This window comes from Streptomyces sp. NPDC051315, from assembly GCF_044455165.1.
Classification (GTDB): Bacteria; Actinomycetota; Actinomycetes; order Streptomycetales; family Streptomycetaceae; genus Streptomyces.
In genome coordinates this window covers 138,283-151,738 of sequence record NZ_JBITEN010000002.1, presented here as the reverse complement: position 1 = coordinate 151,738, position 13,456 = coordinate 138,283, and the positions used below count along the sequence as shown (strand labels likewise).

Genomic DNA, 13,456 nt, shown 5'->3' with positions numbered 1-13,456 from the left:
TCGGCGGACCGGGCCCGCAGCCGCGGCCTGACGGCCGCGGGGGTGCGGGTGCCGTTCCCTGGCCGGGACGTACCGGCTGACGAGCCGGCCCCGCGCCCCGCGCCGCTGTCCGGACGGACGAAGTCCGCGGCCGACCGCATCAGCCACCACCCCGGACCGGCGTGCGCGAGATGCTCCAGAAGTCGGCGTAGCGGCCCCCACGCCGCAGCAGTTCCTCGTGGGTGCCCTCCTCCACGACCCGGCCGCCGTCCAGGAAGACGATGCGGTCGGCACGTCGGACGGTCCGCATCCGGTGGGCGACCATCACCACCGTCCGGCCCGCCATCAGGCGCTCGATGCCCTCGTGGACGGCCGCCTCGTTCACGGGGTCCAGTGCGGAGGTCACCTCGTCCAGCAGCACGACGGGCGCGTCCTTCAGCAGTGCCCGGGCGATCGAGACACGCTGGCGTTCACCGCCCGACAGCAGCGCGCCACCCTCGCCGACGTGCGTGCCCCACCCGCCGGGCAGCCGCTCCACCACCTCGTCCAGCCGGGCCGCGGCGGCCGCCGCCCGCACCTCGGCCTCGGTGGCGTCGGGGCGGCCGAGACGTACGTTCTCCTCGATCGTGCCGTCGAAGAGGTAGACGTTCTGGAAGACGATGGCGATCCGCGCCATCAGCACCTCCGGGTCGATCGCGCGCACGTCCACGCCTCCCACGCGTACCGCGCCCGCGTCCACGTCGTAGAAGCGCGCGAGCAGGTGCAGCAAGGTGCTCTTGCCCGCCCCCGACGGCCCGACGACGGCGAGTCGCTGTCCCTCGGGGACGCGCAGCGAGGCGCTGTCGATCACCGTGCGGTCGCCCTGCCGGAAGACGACGGAGTCGAACTCCAGGTCGTGGTGTGCGGGCCGGACGGGTTCGGCGGCTTCCGGCAGCGGCTCGGTGCGCAGGACCGTGTCGAGCCGCACCAGCACGGAGCGCGCACCGCGGAGTCTGCCGGCGAGGTCCGTCAGCGACAGCAGCGGATCGGCGCAGCGCGCGCCCAGCACCAGGATCGTCAGGAGCTCCGCCACACCGATGTCCCCGTCGAGCGCGAGGTAGGCGCCGAGGACCAGCAATGCGGTGAACATCGCCTGCACCGTGAGGGTCAGGCCCACCACTGCGGGAAGCGCCGACAGCGCGGCGCGACGGGAGGCGCGCCGGATCTCCTGGAGCGCGTCGTCGAGCAGCCGGAAGCGTTCGGTGGTCCGGCCGCCGGCGCGCAGCACCGGCTGGGCCTGGAGGAACTCGATGACCCGCCCCGTGGCCTCGTGGTCGCGTTCCTCGCGCTGCGCGTCCTCGGCGGCCGTCGAGCGTCCCGTCCAGACCTGGATCGCCGCCACCACCGGTACGGCGGCCAGGGCGGCCAGCCCCATCTGCCAGTCGAACACCAGCATGACGGCGACGATCGTCAGGGGTGTCACGCAGGCGGAGACGGACGGCGCCAGCAGATGCGCGATGACGCTCATCGCCTCCAGGACGCCGCGACTCGCCAGGACGGACACCTCGCCGAGGCGGCCCGCGCTGTACCAGCCGATGGGCAGTCGGGCCAGGTGATCGCCGAGACGGTGGTACAGGCCGCGCAACAGCGCCGTGCCGACGTGGAAGCCGGACAGGTCACTGAGGTAGCGAAGCGCCGCGTAGACCAGGAAGGCGCTTGCGAACGCGATCAGCCAGGGCCAGGCGTCCTCGGGCGTGTCCCCGAACAGTGCCCGCAGCACGGGTACCAGCAGCGCGTAGGACAGCCCCTCGGCCACCGCGGTCGTCGTCATCAGGGCCACGGTGCGCCGTAGTGGCCGGGCGTGCTCGTCTCCCAGCACGCGCAGCAGCACGCGGATCATCGGGCATCGTCTCCTCGCGTCACGCCGCCGTGGATCTCGGGGTCGTCGGCGACTGCCAGTCGATGGGACCGCCGGAACGCGGCGAACCTTCCGTCGCGTGCGAGCAGGTCGGCGGGCCTGCCGCGCTCGACGATCGAGCCGTTCTCCAGCATCACGACGGTGTCGGCGTCGGTGATCGTCTCCAGGCGGTGCGCGATGACCAGGAGGGTGCGGTCGCCCTGCCACGTCGTCAGGGCCCGGCGCACCGCCCGTTCGGTCTGCGGGTCCGCGAAGGCGGTCGCCTCGTCGAGCACCAGAACGGGTGCGTCGGTGAGCAGTGCGCGGGCGATCGCGATCCGCTGTGCCTCGCCACCGGACAGGCCGGCGTCCTCACCGATCACCGAGTCGTACCCGCGGGGCAGTTCGAGGATCCGCTCGTGCAGGTTCGCCAGCCGGGCCGCGCGGATCACGTCCTCGCGGCCGGCGTGCGGTACCGCCAGCGCGATGTTGTCCGCGACCGACGCGCGCAGCAGCCGGACGTCCTGGAAGACGAAGGAGACCGTCCGGTAGAGCTCGCGGCCGCTCAGCTCGCGCAGGTCGACCCCGCCCAGCAGGACCGAACCGTGGGTGGGGTCGAAGAACCGCGGCAGCAGCTGGACCAGCGTCGACTTCCCGCTTCCCGACGGCCCGACGAGCGCGGTGACCGTCCCCGGCTCCAGGACGAGGTCGATCCCGCGCAGCACCTCGTGATCGGCTTCGTATCCGAAGCGCACGTCACGCAGCTCGACGCGGTGCCCTCGGGGTGCGACCGGCCGCGCTGGCTCCGGCAGCGGCTCCACCTCCAGCACCTCCCGGATCCGGCCGACCGCGCGCCGCGCGGCCTGCAGGTCGTCGAAGCCGTGCCCGAGGGCCGCCACCGGAGCGGTCAGGCCCAGGCCGAGCAGCAGGAAGGGCAGCAGGTCGGCCGGGGCCATCTCGCCGTCCGTGACGAGGGCCGCGCCGCCGACGAGCACGACCAGCAGAACGAACGGCGGCGACAGCACGAGCTGCATCCCCGCGGCGATCCTGGAGATGCCGTGCACCCACCGGTCGAAGGTGTCGACGAAGTCGTCCGCGGCCGTGCGGAACCGGTGATGGGCGCGCCGGGACCCGCCGAACGCCTTGACCACCGAGATCCCCTGGACGAACTCGACGACCGCACTCGAGATCCGGCCCATCGCCGCGTCGAACTCCTCCTGCTCGCGCAGCCGGGCCGGGGTCATCATGAGGGGGACCAACGCCACGGCCAGCACCACCGGTGCCAGCGTGATCAGCGTGAGCCGCCAGTCGATGGTGAAGAGGTAGACCAGCGACGCCAGCGGCACCACGAAGGCGGAGACGAGCTCACCGGGGGTGTGGGCGATGAACGGATGGACGGCGCTGACGTCCTCGCCGACCACCTTGGCCAGTTCGCCGGTCCGGCGCCGGGAGAGCCAGCCCATCGGTACGCGCCCCAGCTGGGCGGCCAGTTGCCGGCGGAACGCCAACTGCACCGTGGTGTCGAGGAGGTGGCCGATGCCGGACGACGCGGCCGAGAACACCAGACGGACGAACAGGCCCGCCACGCCCGCGATCACGACCGTCCAGACGTGGTCGCGGTCGACCGGTCCGGGCTGGAGCAGGGTGCGCCCCAGTTCCACGACCGCCAGCAGCGGGGCCAGGCCCGCGAGCCCACCGATCACCTGAAGGATCACGACGGCCGCGAAGGTCCGCGCATGCGGGCGCAGCAGCCGTCTTATGCCGGGTGCCGCGGCGGCGGCGTGCGGCGGTGGTGCGACCTGCTCCCGCACGCGGGCGGAGCCGGTGGTGGTCATCGCTCTCCTCTCTTCGTCGACGGCGTCGCGGTCCGGGCCGTCGTCGGCCGCCACGACCTCACTCGGCGAGGGCACGGCGCAGTACGGCACAGAGCGCGGCGACTTGCCGCTGCGAGACCTCGGCGGACTGGATCGCCAGCGACCCGTGGAAGGTGCCGGGCCACTGGTGCAGCTCGACCGACACGCCCGCCTGGAGCAGGCGCAGCGCGTAGTCGATGGCTTCGTCGCGGTTCGGATCGAACTCCGCGGTGGCGATGTAGGCCGGTGGGAGACCGGACAGGTCGTCGGCCCGCGCCGGCGCGGCGTACGGCGTGGCGGGCTGGTCGCCCAGGTAGTGCGCCAACGCCGCGGCGCGTACGGCGCGCGTGTTCCAGGGCGTGTCGGTGAAGTTCCGCGCGGACCACGTCTGCTGCCGGTCGTCGAGGATGGGCTCGTTGAGCACTTGGAAGCGGATCGGGGGCCCCTGCCGGTCGCGGGCCCGCAGGGCCACGGCGGCCGCGAGGTTGCCGCCGGCGCTGTGGCCTCCGACCGCGATCCGGGCCGGGTCGATGCCGAGCTCGTCGGCGTGCTCGTGCGCCCAGGTCAGCACGGCGTGGACGTCGTCCAGGGCCGCCGGGAAGCGGTGCTCGGGTGCCAGGCGGTAGTCGACGCTGATCACCACGGCGCCGGAGAGCTCCGCGATGGGGACGGCCCAGTGCTCTTCGGTGTCCAGGTCACCGACGACCCAGGCGCCGCCGTGCAGCCAGACGACCGCACCCTGCGCCTGGTGGGGGCGGTAGATCCGTACCCGCACGTCCGGATCGGCGGACACCGTGCGGTCCTCGACGACCAGTCCCGAGATGTCCGGTGCCGGCCTGGCGGCGGTCAGCTCGGCGTACATCCTGCGGTAGGCGACCGGGTCGGACAGGTCGACACGGGGGAGCAGGGTCGTGAATGCTTCGAGTTCGGGATCCATGCCGGTCATCGTCACCCTCGCCGGCCCCGGTGGTCATCCGCCATCCGTCGGGCAACTCCCCCTGATCGCGCACCGATCGGCGCCTATGCTGCTGCCATGGAGGCACTGGCCGAACGACTGTCGCAGCTGGACTCGCACGTCCAGGGCGCGGTCCGTGTCGTCGCGTTCTACGACGCGCTGATGCGCCGACGGGTGGACCTCGCGGCGCTGGCGCGGGCCTCGGCGGGCCTGGCCGAGTGCGTGGCCGGCATCCGGCTCCACGGCACCGGGCAGGCGATCCGCGTCTCGCCCGACGGCCGGGCGTCGTCCACCCCGCCGTCACCCGCGTCCACCACGGTGCCGATCACCCTCGACGACGAGGAGATCGGCGAGGTGTGGCTGGAGCGCCCCGGCCCGCCCGGCTCCCTCGACGACGTGCTCCTCGACCGGCTCGCGATCGCCGCCGCGGCCGTCGCCGAGCGCTACGGGCCGGCCCGCACCACCATGGCCGACCCCGCCCTCGTCGAACTCGTCATCAGCCCCGACAGCGACGAGACGGCCAGAGCCCGGGCCCTCCGGCTCCTGGGTTTCGCCGCCGACCTGCCGGTCCGCGTCGTCGCCGTCCGCTCACCGCTCCCGCTCGACCAGGTCGCCGGCCTGCTCTGCCCGGCCCGTCCGGTGAAGGCGGCACCGCTCGCCGACGTGGGCGTCGTCCTGGCCACCACCGTGGACCCGACCCGGTTCCCGGCGGGCGTCCACGCGGGCATCGGCGCCGCGGAGAGTCCCGACCGTTCGTGGCAGGAGGCCCGCACCGCCCTGCGCTTCGCCACGCCGCGCGAACCGGTCGTCCACTACGACGGCCTGGGCGCGCTGGCCCTGCTCGCCCTGGTGCCACCGGACGTTGCGCGGGACAACGCCGACGTCGCCGCGATCGCCCTGGTCGCCGGCAACCCGGAGGACCTGGAGACACTGGACACCTACTGCGCCACCGGCTCCCTGCGCCGGGCCGCCGAACTCCTCCACCTGCACCACAGCAGCGTCGCCCGCCGGCTGGAGCAGATCGCGAAGACCCTGGGCTTCGAACTGACCGAGCCGACCGGTCTGATCCGGGCGAGGCTCGCCCTCACGGCGTGGCAGCTGTTCAGACAGTGACGTCGCGGCGCACCTGAGCCCGGTCGCCTCTGCTGCCCGGGCGTACCTCTTCGTGTGCCCCTCCACGTGCCTCCGCGCGAGGAAGACCGGTCCGGTTAGGGTCGGGGCATGGCGACTCCTGACTTCATCCGTGAGATCCGGGCCACCGCGGGCCACCAACTGCTCTGGCTCCCCGGCGTCAGCGCCGTCGTCTTCGACGACGAGGGCCGGGTGCTGCTGGGACAGCGTGCGGACAACCACCAGTGGACCGTCATCACGGCCATCCCGGAGCCGGGCGAGCAGCCCGCCGACTGCGCCGTGCGGGAGGTGTACGAGGAGGCGGGCGTGCACTGCGTGCCCGAGCGGGTCGTCATGGTGCGCTCCGGCAGGCAGGTCGAGTACCCGAACGGCGACCGGTGCCAGTTCATGGACATCACCTTCCGCTGCCGGGCCGTCGGGGGCGAGGCACGGGTCAACGACGACGAGTCCGTCGAGGTCGGCTGGTTCGAGGTGGACGCCCTGCCGGTGATGCACGAACGGCAGCTCTTCCGCATCAAGCAGGCGCTGTCCGACGAACCCACGTGGTTCGAAACCACGAGCCTCGAATGAACTGTGGGGTGTGACCACATGGGGCGGAGGCCGGGCGCTGCCTAGGGTCGAGTCATGACCACGCCCCCCGCCGCCCCGGGTCCCCACGCCCCCTCGTTCGACCTCGGCGGTCGCACCGCCCTCGTCACCGGCGCCGCCGGCGGCATCGGCCGCGCCTGCGCGCTGCGGCTGGCGGCCGCCGGGGCCAAGGTGCGGGCGGTCGACCGGGACGCCCCGGGCCTGGAGGCGCTCGCCGAGAGCTCCGCCGGCCTGCCGGGCGCCGTCGAGCCGCACGTCCTGGACCTGACGGACCTCGACGCCGCCGAACACGCCGCCGCGGGCACCGACGTCCTCGTCAACAACGCCGGGCTGCAACTCGTACGGCCCCTCGAGGAGTTCCCGCCCGACGTCTTCCACACGGTGCTCACCGTGATGCTCGAGGCGCCGTTCCGGCTCATCCGCGGCGCCCTGCCCCACATGTACGGGCAGGGATGGGGCCGCATCGTCAACGTCTCCTCCGTCCACGGGCTGCGCGCCTCGGCCTACAAGTCGGCGTACGTGGCCGCCAAACACGGGCTGGAGGGCCTGTCCAAGACCGCCGCCCTCGAAGGCGCCCCGCACGGCGTGACCTCCAACTGTGTGAACCCCGCCTATGTGCGCACCCCTCTGGTGGAGAAACAGCTCGCCGACCAGGCGCGGGCACACGGCCTGCCCGAGGAACGCGTGCTGGCCGAGGTGCTCCTGCGGGACAGCGCCGTCAAGCGGCTCATCGAGCCGGAGGAGGTCGCCGAGGCCGTCGCGTACCTGTGCGGACCGCAGGCGTCCTTCGTGACCGGCACCTCACTCGTCCTCGACGGCGGCTGGACCGCGCACTGAGCGGTCCGCCGCCCGGCGCATCCGGAGTTTTCCACAGGGCCGACGGGCCGGCCCGGTCATGAGGAATCCTGTGAGCATGTCCCGCGATCACGTGGAGCCCGTCGAGCGCTCCGTCAGCGATGCCGAGGCGCCCGTGCGCGTCGAGGCGACCCCGGGTGCTCACGACGGCGCCGAGACGCCGTACCTCGAGTTGCTCGCCCGGGGCGCGGCCGCCGAGGCGTACGAGCGTCCGGTGCTGCGCGCGCGGGCCGAGGGACGCCCCGCCGAGCGGGTCGCGGCGCTCGAACGCGCCAAGCTGCTCGCGCTGCGGGTGCGCTCGGAACTGGAGGGCCGCCGACGCCGGGAGGCCGAGCTGTCGGCGCTTTTCGAGACCGCCCACGACCTGGCGGGCCTGCGCGACGTGGACGCCGTCCTGCAGGCGATCGTGCAGCGGGCCCGCTCGCTGCTCGGCACGGACGTCGCCTACCTCAGCCTGAACGACCCGGACCGGGGCGACACCTACATGAGGGTCACCGAGGGCTCGGTCGCCGCCCGCTTCCAGCAGTTGCGCCTCGGGATGGGGGAGGGGCTCGGCGGCCTGGTCGCCCAGACCGCCCGCCCGTACGTCACCGACGACTACTTCCGCGACGACCGCTTCCGGCACACGGCGGCCATCGACGCGGGCGTCCACGACGAGGGCCTGGTGGCCATCCTCGGCGTCCCGCTGACCCTGGGGGCGAACGTCATCGGGGTGCTGTTCGCCGCCGACCGGCGCGCGCGGGTCTTCGAGCGGGAGCAGATCGCGCTGCTCGGCTCCTTCGCCGCGCTGGCCGCGGCCGCCATCGACACCGCCAACCTGCTCACCGAGACCCGCTCGGCCCTGGCCGGCCTGGAGCGCGCCCACGAGATCATCCAGGACCGCAGCGCGGTCATCGAACGTGCCTCCGACGTCCACGACCGGCTCGCCGAACTCGTCCTGCGCGGCGGCGGGGTCCACGACGTGGCGGCCGCGGTCTCCGAAGTCCTCGACGGAACGGTCGAGTTCACCGAAGCCGCCACCGCACCCGCCGGTGCCCTGGAGACCTCCCGCGCCGAAGGGCACGCGGTGCGGCACGCGGACGACTGGATCGCCGCCGTCGCCGCCGGCGGCGAACTGCTCGGCGCCCTCGTCCTGCGCGGCCACCCCGACCTCGACCCCGTCGACCAGCGCACCTTCGAACGCGCCGCGATGGTGACCTCCCTGCTGCTGCTCGCCCGGCGTTCCGCGGCGGAGGCCGAACAGCGCGTGCGCGGCGAGCTGCTGGACGACCTCCTCGACGCCCGAGACCGCGACCCGCGCCTGCTGCGCGAGCGCGCCTCCCGGCTCCACGCCGACCTGGACGCCACCCACGTCGTCCTCGCCGCGCGCCTGGACGCCGCCGCGGCCGACGCCGACCAGGAGGCGGCCGCCCGTCGGCGCCTGTGGTCCGCCGCCTCCCACCTCGCCGCCACCCGCCACGGCCTGGCCGCCGCCCGCGACGGCGGCACCGTCCTGCTGCTGCCGCTCGAACCGGGCGACACCGCGACTGAGGTGGCCCGCCGTACGGCCCGCCACCTCGGCACCGCCGTCCACGAGGCCGTCACCGTCGGCGCCTCCGCACCCGTCCGCGACCTCACCGTCCGCCCGGACGCGGTGGTCGCCGCCTACGAGGAGGGCCGCCGCTGCCTGGACGCCCTGCGGCTGCTGGGCCGCTCCGGCGACGGAGCGGCCGCCGAGGACTTCGGCTTCCTCGGGCTGTTGCTGGCCGGGGACCGGGACGTGGCGGGCTTCGTGGACCGCACCATCGGCCAGGTCGTCGCCTACGACGAACGGCGCGGCACCGATCTGGTGCGCACCCTCGAGGCGTACTTCGCCTGCGGGATGAGCCCGGCCCGCACCAAGGACGAACTCCACGTCCACGTCAACACGGTGGCCCAGCGCCTGGAGCGCGTCGGCCGTCTCCTGGGCGGCGACTGGCACAGTCCCGCCCGCGCCCTGGAGATCCAACTCGCCCTGAGACTGCACCGGCTGGCGGCCCCGATACCGAGCTGACCCCCGTACGCGCCGGTCGGCGTACGGGGGCCGGTGCGGACGACCCGGTCAGACGACGCGGGCGTCAGCGGCCGGGGACGTCGCCCGCTCCGCGTCGGCGGAGGGATCGATGTCGCTCAGGTCGCGGTGGCGGGTCTCCTTGGCCACGCCCACGGCGACGACCGTGAGCAGGGACGCGGCGATCACGTACAGGGCGATCGGCGTGGAGCTGTCGTAGTCGGCCAGCAGCGCGGTGGCGATGAGGGGCGCCGGCGCACCCGCCGCGACCGAGGCGAACTGGGCGCCGATGGAGGCGCCGGAGTAGCGCATCCGGGTCGCGAACATCTCGGAGAAGAAGGCGGCCTGGGGCGCGTACATCGCCCCGTGCAGCACCAGACCGACGGTCACGGCGAGGACGAGGCTCCCGAAGCCTGCCTTGTCGACGAGCGCGAAGAAGGGGAACATCCACAGACCCACGCCGACCGCGCCCAGCAGGTACACGGGACGTCGCCCGATCCGGTCCGACAGCGCGCCCCAGGCCGGGATCACGGCGAAGTGCACGGCGGAGGCGATCAGTACGGCGTTGAGGGCGGTCTGCTTGGAGACGCCTGCCGAGGTCGTCGCGTACACGAGGATGAACGCGGTGATCACGTAGTAGGAGATGTTCTCCGCCATCCGCGCGCCCATGGCGACCAGCACGTCACGCCAGTGGTGGCGCAGCACGGCCACGAGCGGCAGCTTCTCGGTGGCCGCCTGCGTCGCCTTGCGGGCCTCGGCCTGCGCCAGCGCCTGCCGGAAGACGGGCGACTCGTCCACGGAGAGCCGGATCCACAGGCCGACGATCACCAGCACACCCGAGAGCAGGAACGGGATCCGCCAGCCCCAGCTGCCGAAGGCCGAGTCCGACAGCACGGCGGTGAGCAGCGACAGCACACCGGTCGCGAGCAACTGCCCCGCCGGGGCCCCGGTCTGCGGCCACGAGGCCCAGAACCCCCGCCGCCGCGCGTCGCCGTGCTCGGACACCAGCAGTACGGCCCCGCCCCACTCGCCACCGAGCGCGAAGCCCTGCACCAGACGCAGCAGGGTCAGCAGCACCGGCGCGGCGGTCCCGATGGTGGCGTGGGTGGGCAGCAGCCCGATCGCGAAGGTCGCCCCTCCCATCAGCAGCAGACTCAGCACCAGCAACTTCTTGCGGCCGAGCCGGTCCCCGTAGTGCCCGAAGACGAGCGCGCCGATCGGCCGCGCGGCGAACCCGACGGCGTAGGTCAGGAAGGACAGCAGCGTGCCGACGAGCGGGTCGGAGTCCGGGAAGAACAGCTTGTTGAAGACGAGGGCGGCTGCGGAGCCGTAGAGGAAGAAGTCGTACCACTCGATGGTGGTGCCGATGAGGCTGGCGGCGACGATGCGCTTGAGGTTGGACGGGGCTGGCGGGGCGGTCGCGGGCGACGACATCGACACCACTTCCTGACGTTCGACGGGGACGTTTGCGTGTCGCCACACCGTAGGAAGGCGCAGGTCACAGGCGTATGTGGTGGGACACCATAGTTTCGGGGGTGAGGGTGCGCGCGCCCACCATGGGTAGCGGCAAGGGCTTCTTCGCGGCCTCGACAGAGCTGTGAAGGAGGGGCTGTCCGGGGTGCGCTGTCGGGGCACGCTTCCGAGGTGCGGTGCTGACTCCCGTGCTGGTTCGGCGCTGAGCGAATGGCGGGAGCGGGACCGGGTCATGCTGCCGGACATCGCCTCCTCGACGGGCCCGGAGCAAGCGTCCTGATCAGGACGCTTGCTCCGGGCCCGTCAGGCTTCGTCCGTGAGCCGTTCGTCGCGGACCCCGGCGCCGTCCGGTTGGACCGGCGCGCCCGAGGGGCACCGTGCGCGCCCCCGAGCGGGTGAGACGCGCGCGCTTCACGTCGTTCCCCCGTCGCGCCGGTGATGCGTACGCCGGCGCTCGTGGTGTGTCGCCGGCCATGTGCCCACGGGCTGCGGGATGCCGACCGGGAAGCCGTCGGCGCCTGCTGCACTTCGCGGCCGCATCCCGGCTGCCCCAAGCATGTCGGCGGAGGATGGCGGTGCGGCGTCGAGGGCTGACCGTACGGCGACGACGGGCGGCTGCGAGGGCCGGCGGGCCCGGCTCAGACCCCGTCCGTCGCCATCTGCGCGCTCCGCGTCTCGGCCTCGCGCTGGTCGTACTCGGCGCGCGCGGCGGCGATCTCGTCCTGGTGGTCCTCGGTCCAGGTGACCAGCGCTCGGATGGTGTCGTGCAGCGTCGCGCCCATCGGGGTGAGCCGGTAGTCCACGCGCGGCGGGACGACCGGGTGCACCGTGCGGTGCACCAGCCCGTCGCGCTCCAGCTGGCGCAGTGTCACCGTCAGCATGCGCTGGCTGATTCCGTCGATCTCGCGCCGCAGTTCGGTGAAGCGCAGGATGCGGCGGTCGAGCAGGGCGATGACGAGCAGCGACCACTTGTCGGCCACGCGGTCGAGGATCTGACGGACCTCGCAGCCCTCTCGGGTGTCCCACTGGCGGGCTTGGTCGTCATCGGTTCCCGTGCAGTGACTCGGTGACTTCGAAGTGCCTTCTTCCATGGTCGTTCAGGGTGCACCAGGATCGAGGCGGTAACAAGAGGGAACTGACAGACGGTTCGGTAACCGCCTGCGACGTCTTCGTTCTCTCTTCTCTCCCCTTCCCTTTTGCTCGAAGGAGCCGTCCTGTGTCCACGTCGTCCATGTCACCACCGCCGGAGCCCGGCGTCGCCCGCCTGAACGGGCGCGCCCGGGGAGTGCTCTTCGTCCTGTGCGGAGCGATCTTCCTGGAAGGCATCGATGTGGCGATGCTCAATGTGGCCCTGCCGTCGATCCGTGCCGACCTGGGGCTGTCCACCGGTGAGCTGCAGTGGGTGATGAGCGCGTACGTCGTGGGTTACGGCGGGTTCATGCTGCTGGGCGGAAGAGCGGCGGACCTCTTCGGCCGCCGACGGATGTTCCTGTTCTGGCTCACCGTCTTCCTGCTCTTCTCCGGCCTGGGCGGCTTCGCCGACGATGGACCGACGCTCATCGTCGCCCGCTTTGTGACGGGGGTCGCCGCCGCGTTCATGACTCCGGCCGGGCTGTCCATCATCACGACCGGCTTTCCGGAGGGGCCGCAGCGTGACAGGGCCCTCCTGGTCTACGCCGGCACCGCGGCCGGAGGGTTCTCCGTCGGCCTGGTCGTCGGAGGGCTGCTGACCTCGGCCGACTGGCGCTGGGTGTTCTTCGCCCCCGTGGTCCTGGCGTTCCTCATCCTGGTCGCCGCCCTCGCACTCATCCCCCAGTCCGAGCGGCCCGACCACGCCGGGCAGCGTGTCGATCTGCTCGGGGCGCTCACCGTGACCGGCGCGATCGTGCTCCTCGTCCTGACCGTCGAACGCGCCGCCCACACCGCTGTGAGCCAGACGCTGGGCACCCTCGCCGCGAGCTTCGCGCTCCTGACCGTCTTCGTACTGACCGAACGCCGGGCGGCCGCCCCGCTCGTGCGGCTGGGGATCTTCCGCAGCGGCTCCCTGGTGCGCGCCAACCTCGCCGCGCTGCTGTTCTCCGGCGGCTTCTTCGGCTTCCAGTTCATCGCCGTGCTGTATCTGCGGGAGCTGCGCGGCTGGTCCACGGTCCAGACCAGCCTCGCGCTCCTGGTGATCGGCATCGACGCCGCGCTCTCACCCACCCTCACCCCCAAACTCGTCAACCGCTTCGGCAACGCCCGGGTCGTCTTCGCCGGCCTGGTGCTGGCTGTGCTGTCGTACGCCCTGTTCCTGCCGGTCGGCGACGACTGGACGTATGCGGCGATGTTCCCCAGCTTCATCACCCTCGGCCTGGCGTTCTCCCTCGCCTACGGCCCGCTCACCATCGTCGCCACCGAGGGCGTCGACGAGGGGGAGCAGGGGCTCGCGGGAGGCCTCCTCTACACCTCCTTCCAGTTCGGCGCCGCCCTCGGCCTGTCCACCGTCACCGCCGTCAACGTCGCGGCCACCGCCGACGGCGGATCCCCCAAGGCCCTGCTCGGCGGCTACCACGCCGCCCTGCTCGTCCCGCTCGTCGCGACCGCCCTCGCCGCGCTCATCAGCGCGTTCGGCCTCCGCGGTCACCCCCGTACGACGGATGGCGACGCCCCGCGGGCCGCCGCCGAAAGCGCCAAGACGGCAGGGGCAGCGTGATGGTCCCCGCAGGGACGGAGGTGGC

10 protein-coding genes are annotated in these 13,456 nt (G+C 72.9%); 5 read left to right on the top strand and 5 right to left on the bottom strand.

Annotation, left to right across the window (positions count from 1 at the left end):
• Positions 1-139: 139 nt before the first annotated feature.
• From ACIBBD_RS03950 to ACIBBD_RS03940, 3 genes are read right to left on the bottom strand one after another with little or no spacing between them, the layout of a single operon-like run.
• Positions 140-1,858, bottom strand: a complete 1,719-nt coding sequence (locus ACIBBD_RS03950) for an ABC transporter ATP-binding protein (RefSeq protein ID WP_399417690.1) — start codon at positions 1,856-1,858, stop codon at positions 140-142.
• Positions 1,855-3,765 (bottom strand): ABC transporter ATP-binding protein, encoded by a 1,911-nt coding sequence (locus tag ACIBBD_RS03945; protein WP_399417689.1) that lies wholly within the window; start codon positions 3,763-3,765, stop codon positions 1,855-1,857. The genes ACIBBD_RS03950 and ACIBBD_RS03945 overlap by 4 nt, the downstream gene beginning before the upstream one ends.
• Positions 3,749-4,645, bottom strand: a complete 897-nt coding sequence (locus tag ACIBBD_RS03940; protein ID WP_399417688.1) for an alpha/beta hydrolase — start codon at positions 4,643-4,645, stop codon at positions 3,749-3,751. Before ACIBBD_RS03940 ends, ACIBBD_RS03945 begins: the two co-directional genes overlap by 17 nt.
• A 96-nt stretch (positions 4,646-4,741) precedes the next feature.
• Here ACIBBD_RS03940 and ACIBBD_RS03935 point away from each other — a divergent pair, with 96 nt between their 5' ends.
• The 4 genes from ACIBBD_RS03935 (at position 4,742) to ACIBBD_RS03920 (ending at position 9,269) form a co-directional block, all read left to right on the top strand.
• Positions 4,742-5,776, top strand: a complete 1,035-nt coding sequence (locus ACIBBD_RS03935) for a helix-turn-helix domain-containing protein (RefSeq protein ID WP_399417687.1) — start codon at positions 4,742-4,744, stop codon at positions 5,774-5,776.
• A gap of 108 nt (positions 5,777-5,884) precedes the next feature.
• On the top strand, positions 5,885-6,364 hold the full coding sequence (locus tag ACIBBD_RS03930) for an NUDIX hydrolase (protein WP_399417686.1): 480 nt from the start codon (positions 5,885-5,887) through the stop codon (positions 6,362-6,364).
• Between the two features lie 54 nt (positions 6,365-6,418).
• Positions 6,419-7,219, top strand: coding sequence for a 3-hydroxybutyrate dehydrogenase (locus tag ACIBBD_RS03925; protein ID WP_399417685.1), 801 nt, complete (start codon positions 6,419-6,421; stop codon positions 7,217-7,219).
• Positions 7,220-7,295: 76 nt separating this feature from the next.
• Complete coding sequence (locus ACIBBD_RS03920; protein WP_399417684.1) at positions 7,296-9,269, top strand: helix-turn-helix domain-containing protein; 1,974 nt, start codon at positions 7,296-7,298, stop codon at positions 9,267-9,269.
• A 48-nt stretch (positions 9,270-9,317) separates the two neighbouring features.
• On the opposite strand, the gene ACIBBD_RS03915 is transcribed toward ACIBBD_RS03920, so the two are convergent.
• Together ACIBBD_RS03915 and ACIBBD_RS03910 are read right to left on the bottom strand one after the other, a co-directional pair.
• A complete protein-coding gene (locus ACIBBD_RS03915; RefSeq protein WP_399417683.1) occupies positions 9,318-10,700 on the bottom strand; it encodes an MFS transporter in 1,383 nt (460 codons plus the stop codon).
• Positions 10,701-11,377: 677 nt separating this feature from the next.
• Complete coding sequence (locus tag ACIBBD_RS03910; RefSeq protein ID WP_399417682.1) at positions 11,378-11,830, bottom strand: winged helix-turn-helix transcriptional regulator; 453 nt, start codon at positions 11,828-11,830, stop codon at positions 11,378-11,380.
• A 140-nt stretch (positions 11,831-11,970) separates the two neighbouring features.
• On the opposite strand from ACIBBD_RS03910, the gene ACIBBD_RS03905 reads away from it, so the two are divergent.
• On the top strand, positions 11,971-13,431 hold the full coding sequence (locus tag ACIBBD_RS03905) for an MFS transporter (protein WP_399418124.1): 1,461 nt from the start codon (positions 11,971-11,973) through the stop codon (positions 13,429-13,431).
• Positions 13,432-13,456: the final 25 nt, after the last annotated feature.

What these genes read in the sequence shown, in the direction of transcription:
- ACIBBD_RS03950 (WP_399417690.1), bottom strand. Translation starts at nt 1,858, where the DNA reads ATGATCCGCGTGCTGCTGCGCGTGCTGGGAGACGAGCACGCCCGGCCA.
- ACIBBD_RS03940 (WP_399417688.1), bottom strand. Translation starts at nt 4,645, where the DNA reads ATGGATCCCGAACTCGAAGCATTCACGACCCTGCTCCCCCGTGTCGAC.
- ACIBBD_RS03935 (WP_399417687.1), top strand. Translation starts at nt 4,742, where the DNA reads ATGGAGGCACTGGCCGAACGACTGTCGCAGCTGGACTCGCACGTCCAG.
- ACIBBD_RS03930 (WP_399417686.1), top strand. Translation starts at nt 5,885, where the DNA reads ATGGCGACTCCTGACTTCATCCGTGAGATCCGGGCCACCGCGGGCCAC.
- ACIBBD_RS03925 (WP_399417685.1), top strand. Translation starts at nt 6,419, where the DNA reads ATGACCACGCCCCCCGCCGCCCCGGGTCCCCACGCCCCCTCGTTCGAC.
- ACIBBD_RS03920 (WP_399417684.1), top strand. Translation starts at nt 7,296, where the DNA reads ATGTCCCGCGATCACGTGGAGCCCGTCGAGCGCTCCGTCAGCGATGCC.
- ACIBBD_RS03915 (WP_399417683.1), bottom strand. Translation starts at nt 10,700, where the DNA reads ATGTCGTCGCCCGCGACCGCCCCGCCAGCCCCGTCCAACCTCAAGCGC.
- ACIBBD_RS03910 (WP_399417682.1), bottom strand. Translation starts at nt 11,830, where the DNA reads ATGGAAGAAGGCACTTCGAAGTCACCGAGTCACTGCACGGGAACCGAT.
- ACIBBD_RS03905 (WP_399418124.1), top strand. Translation starts at nt 11,971, where the DNA reads ATGTCACCACCGCCGGAGCCCGGCGTCGCCCGCCTGAACGGGCGCGCC.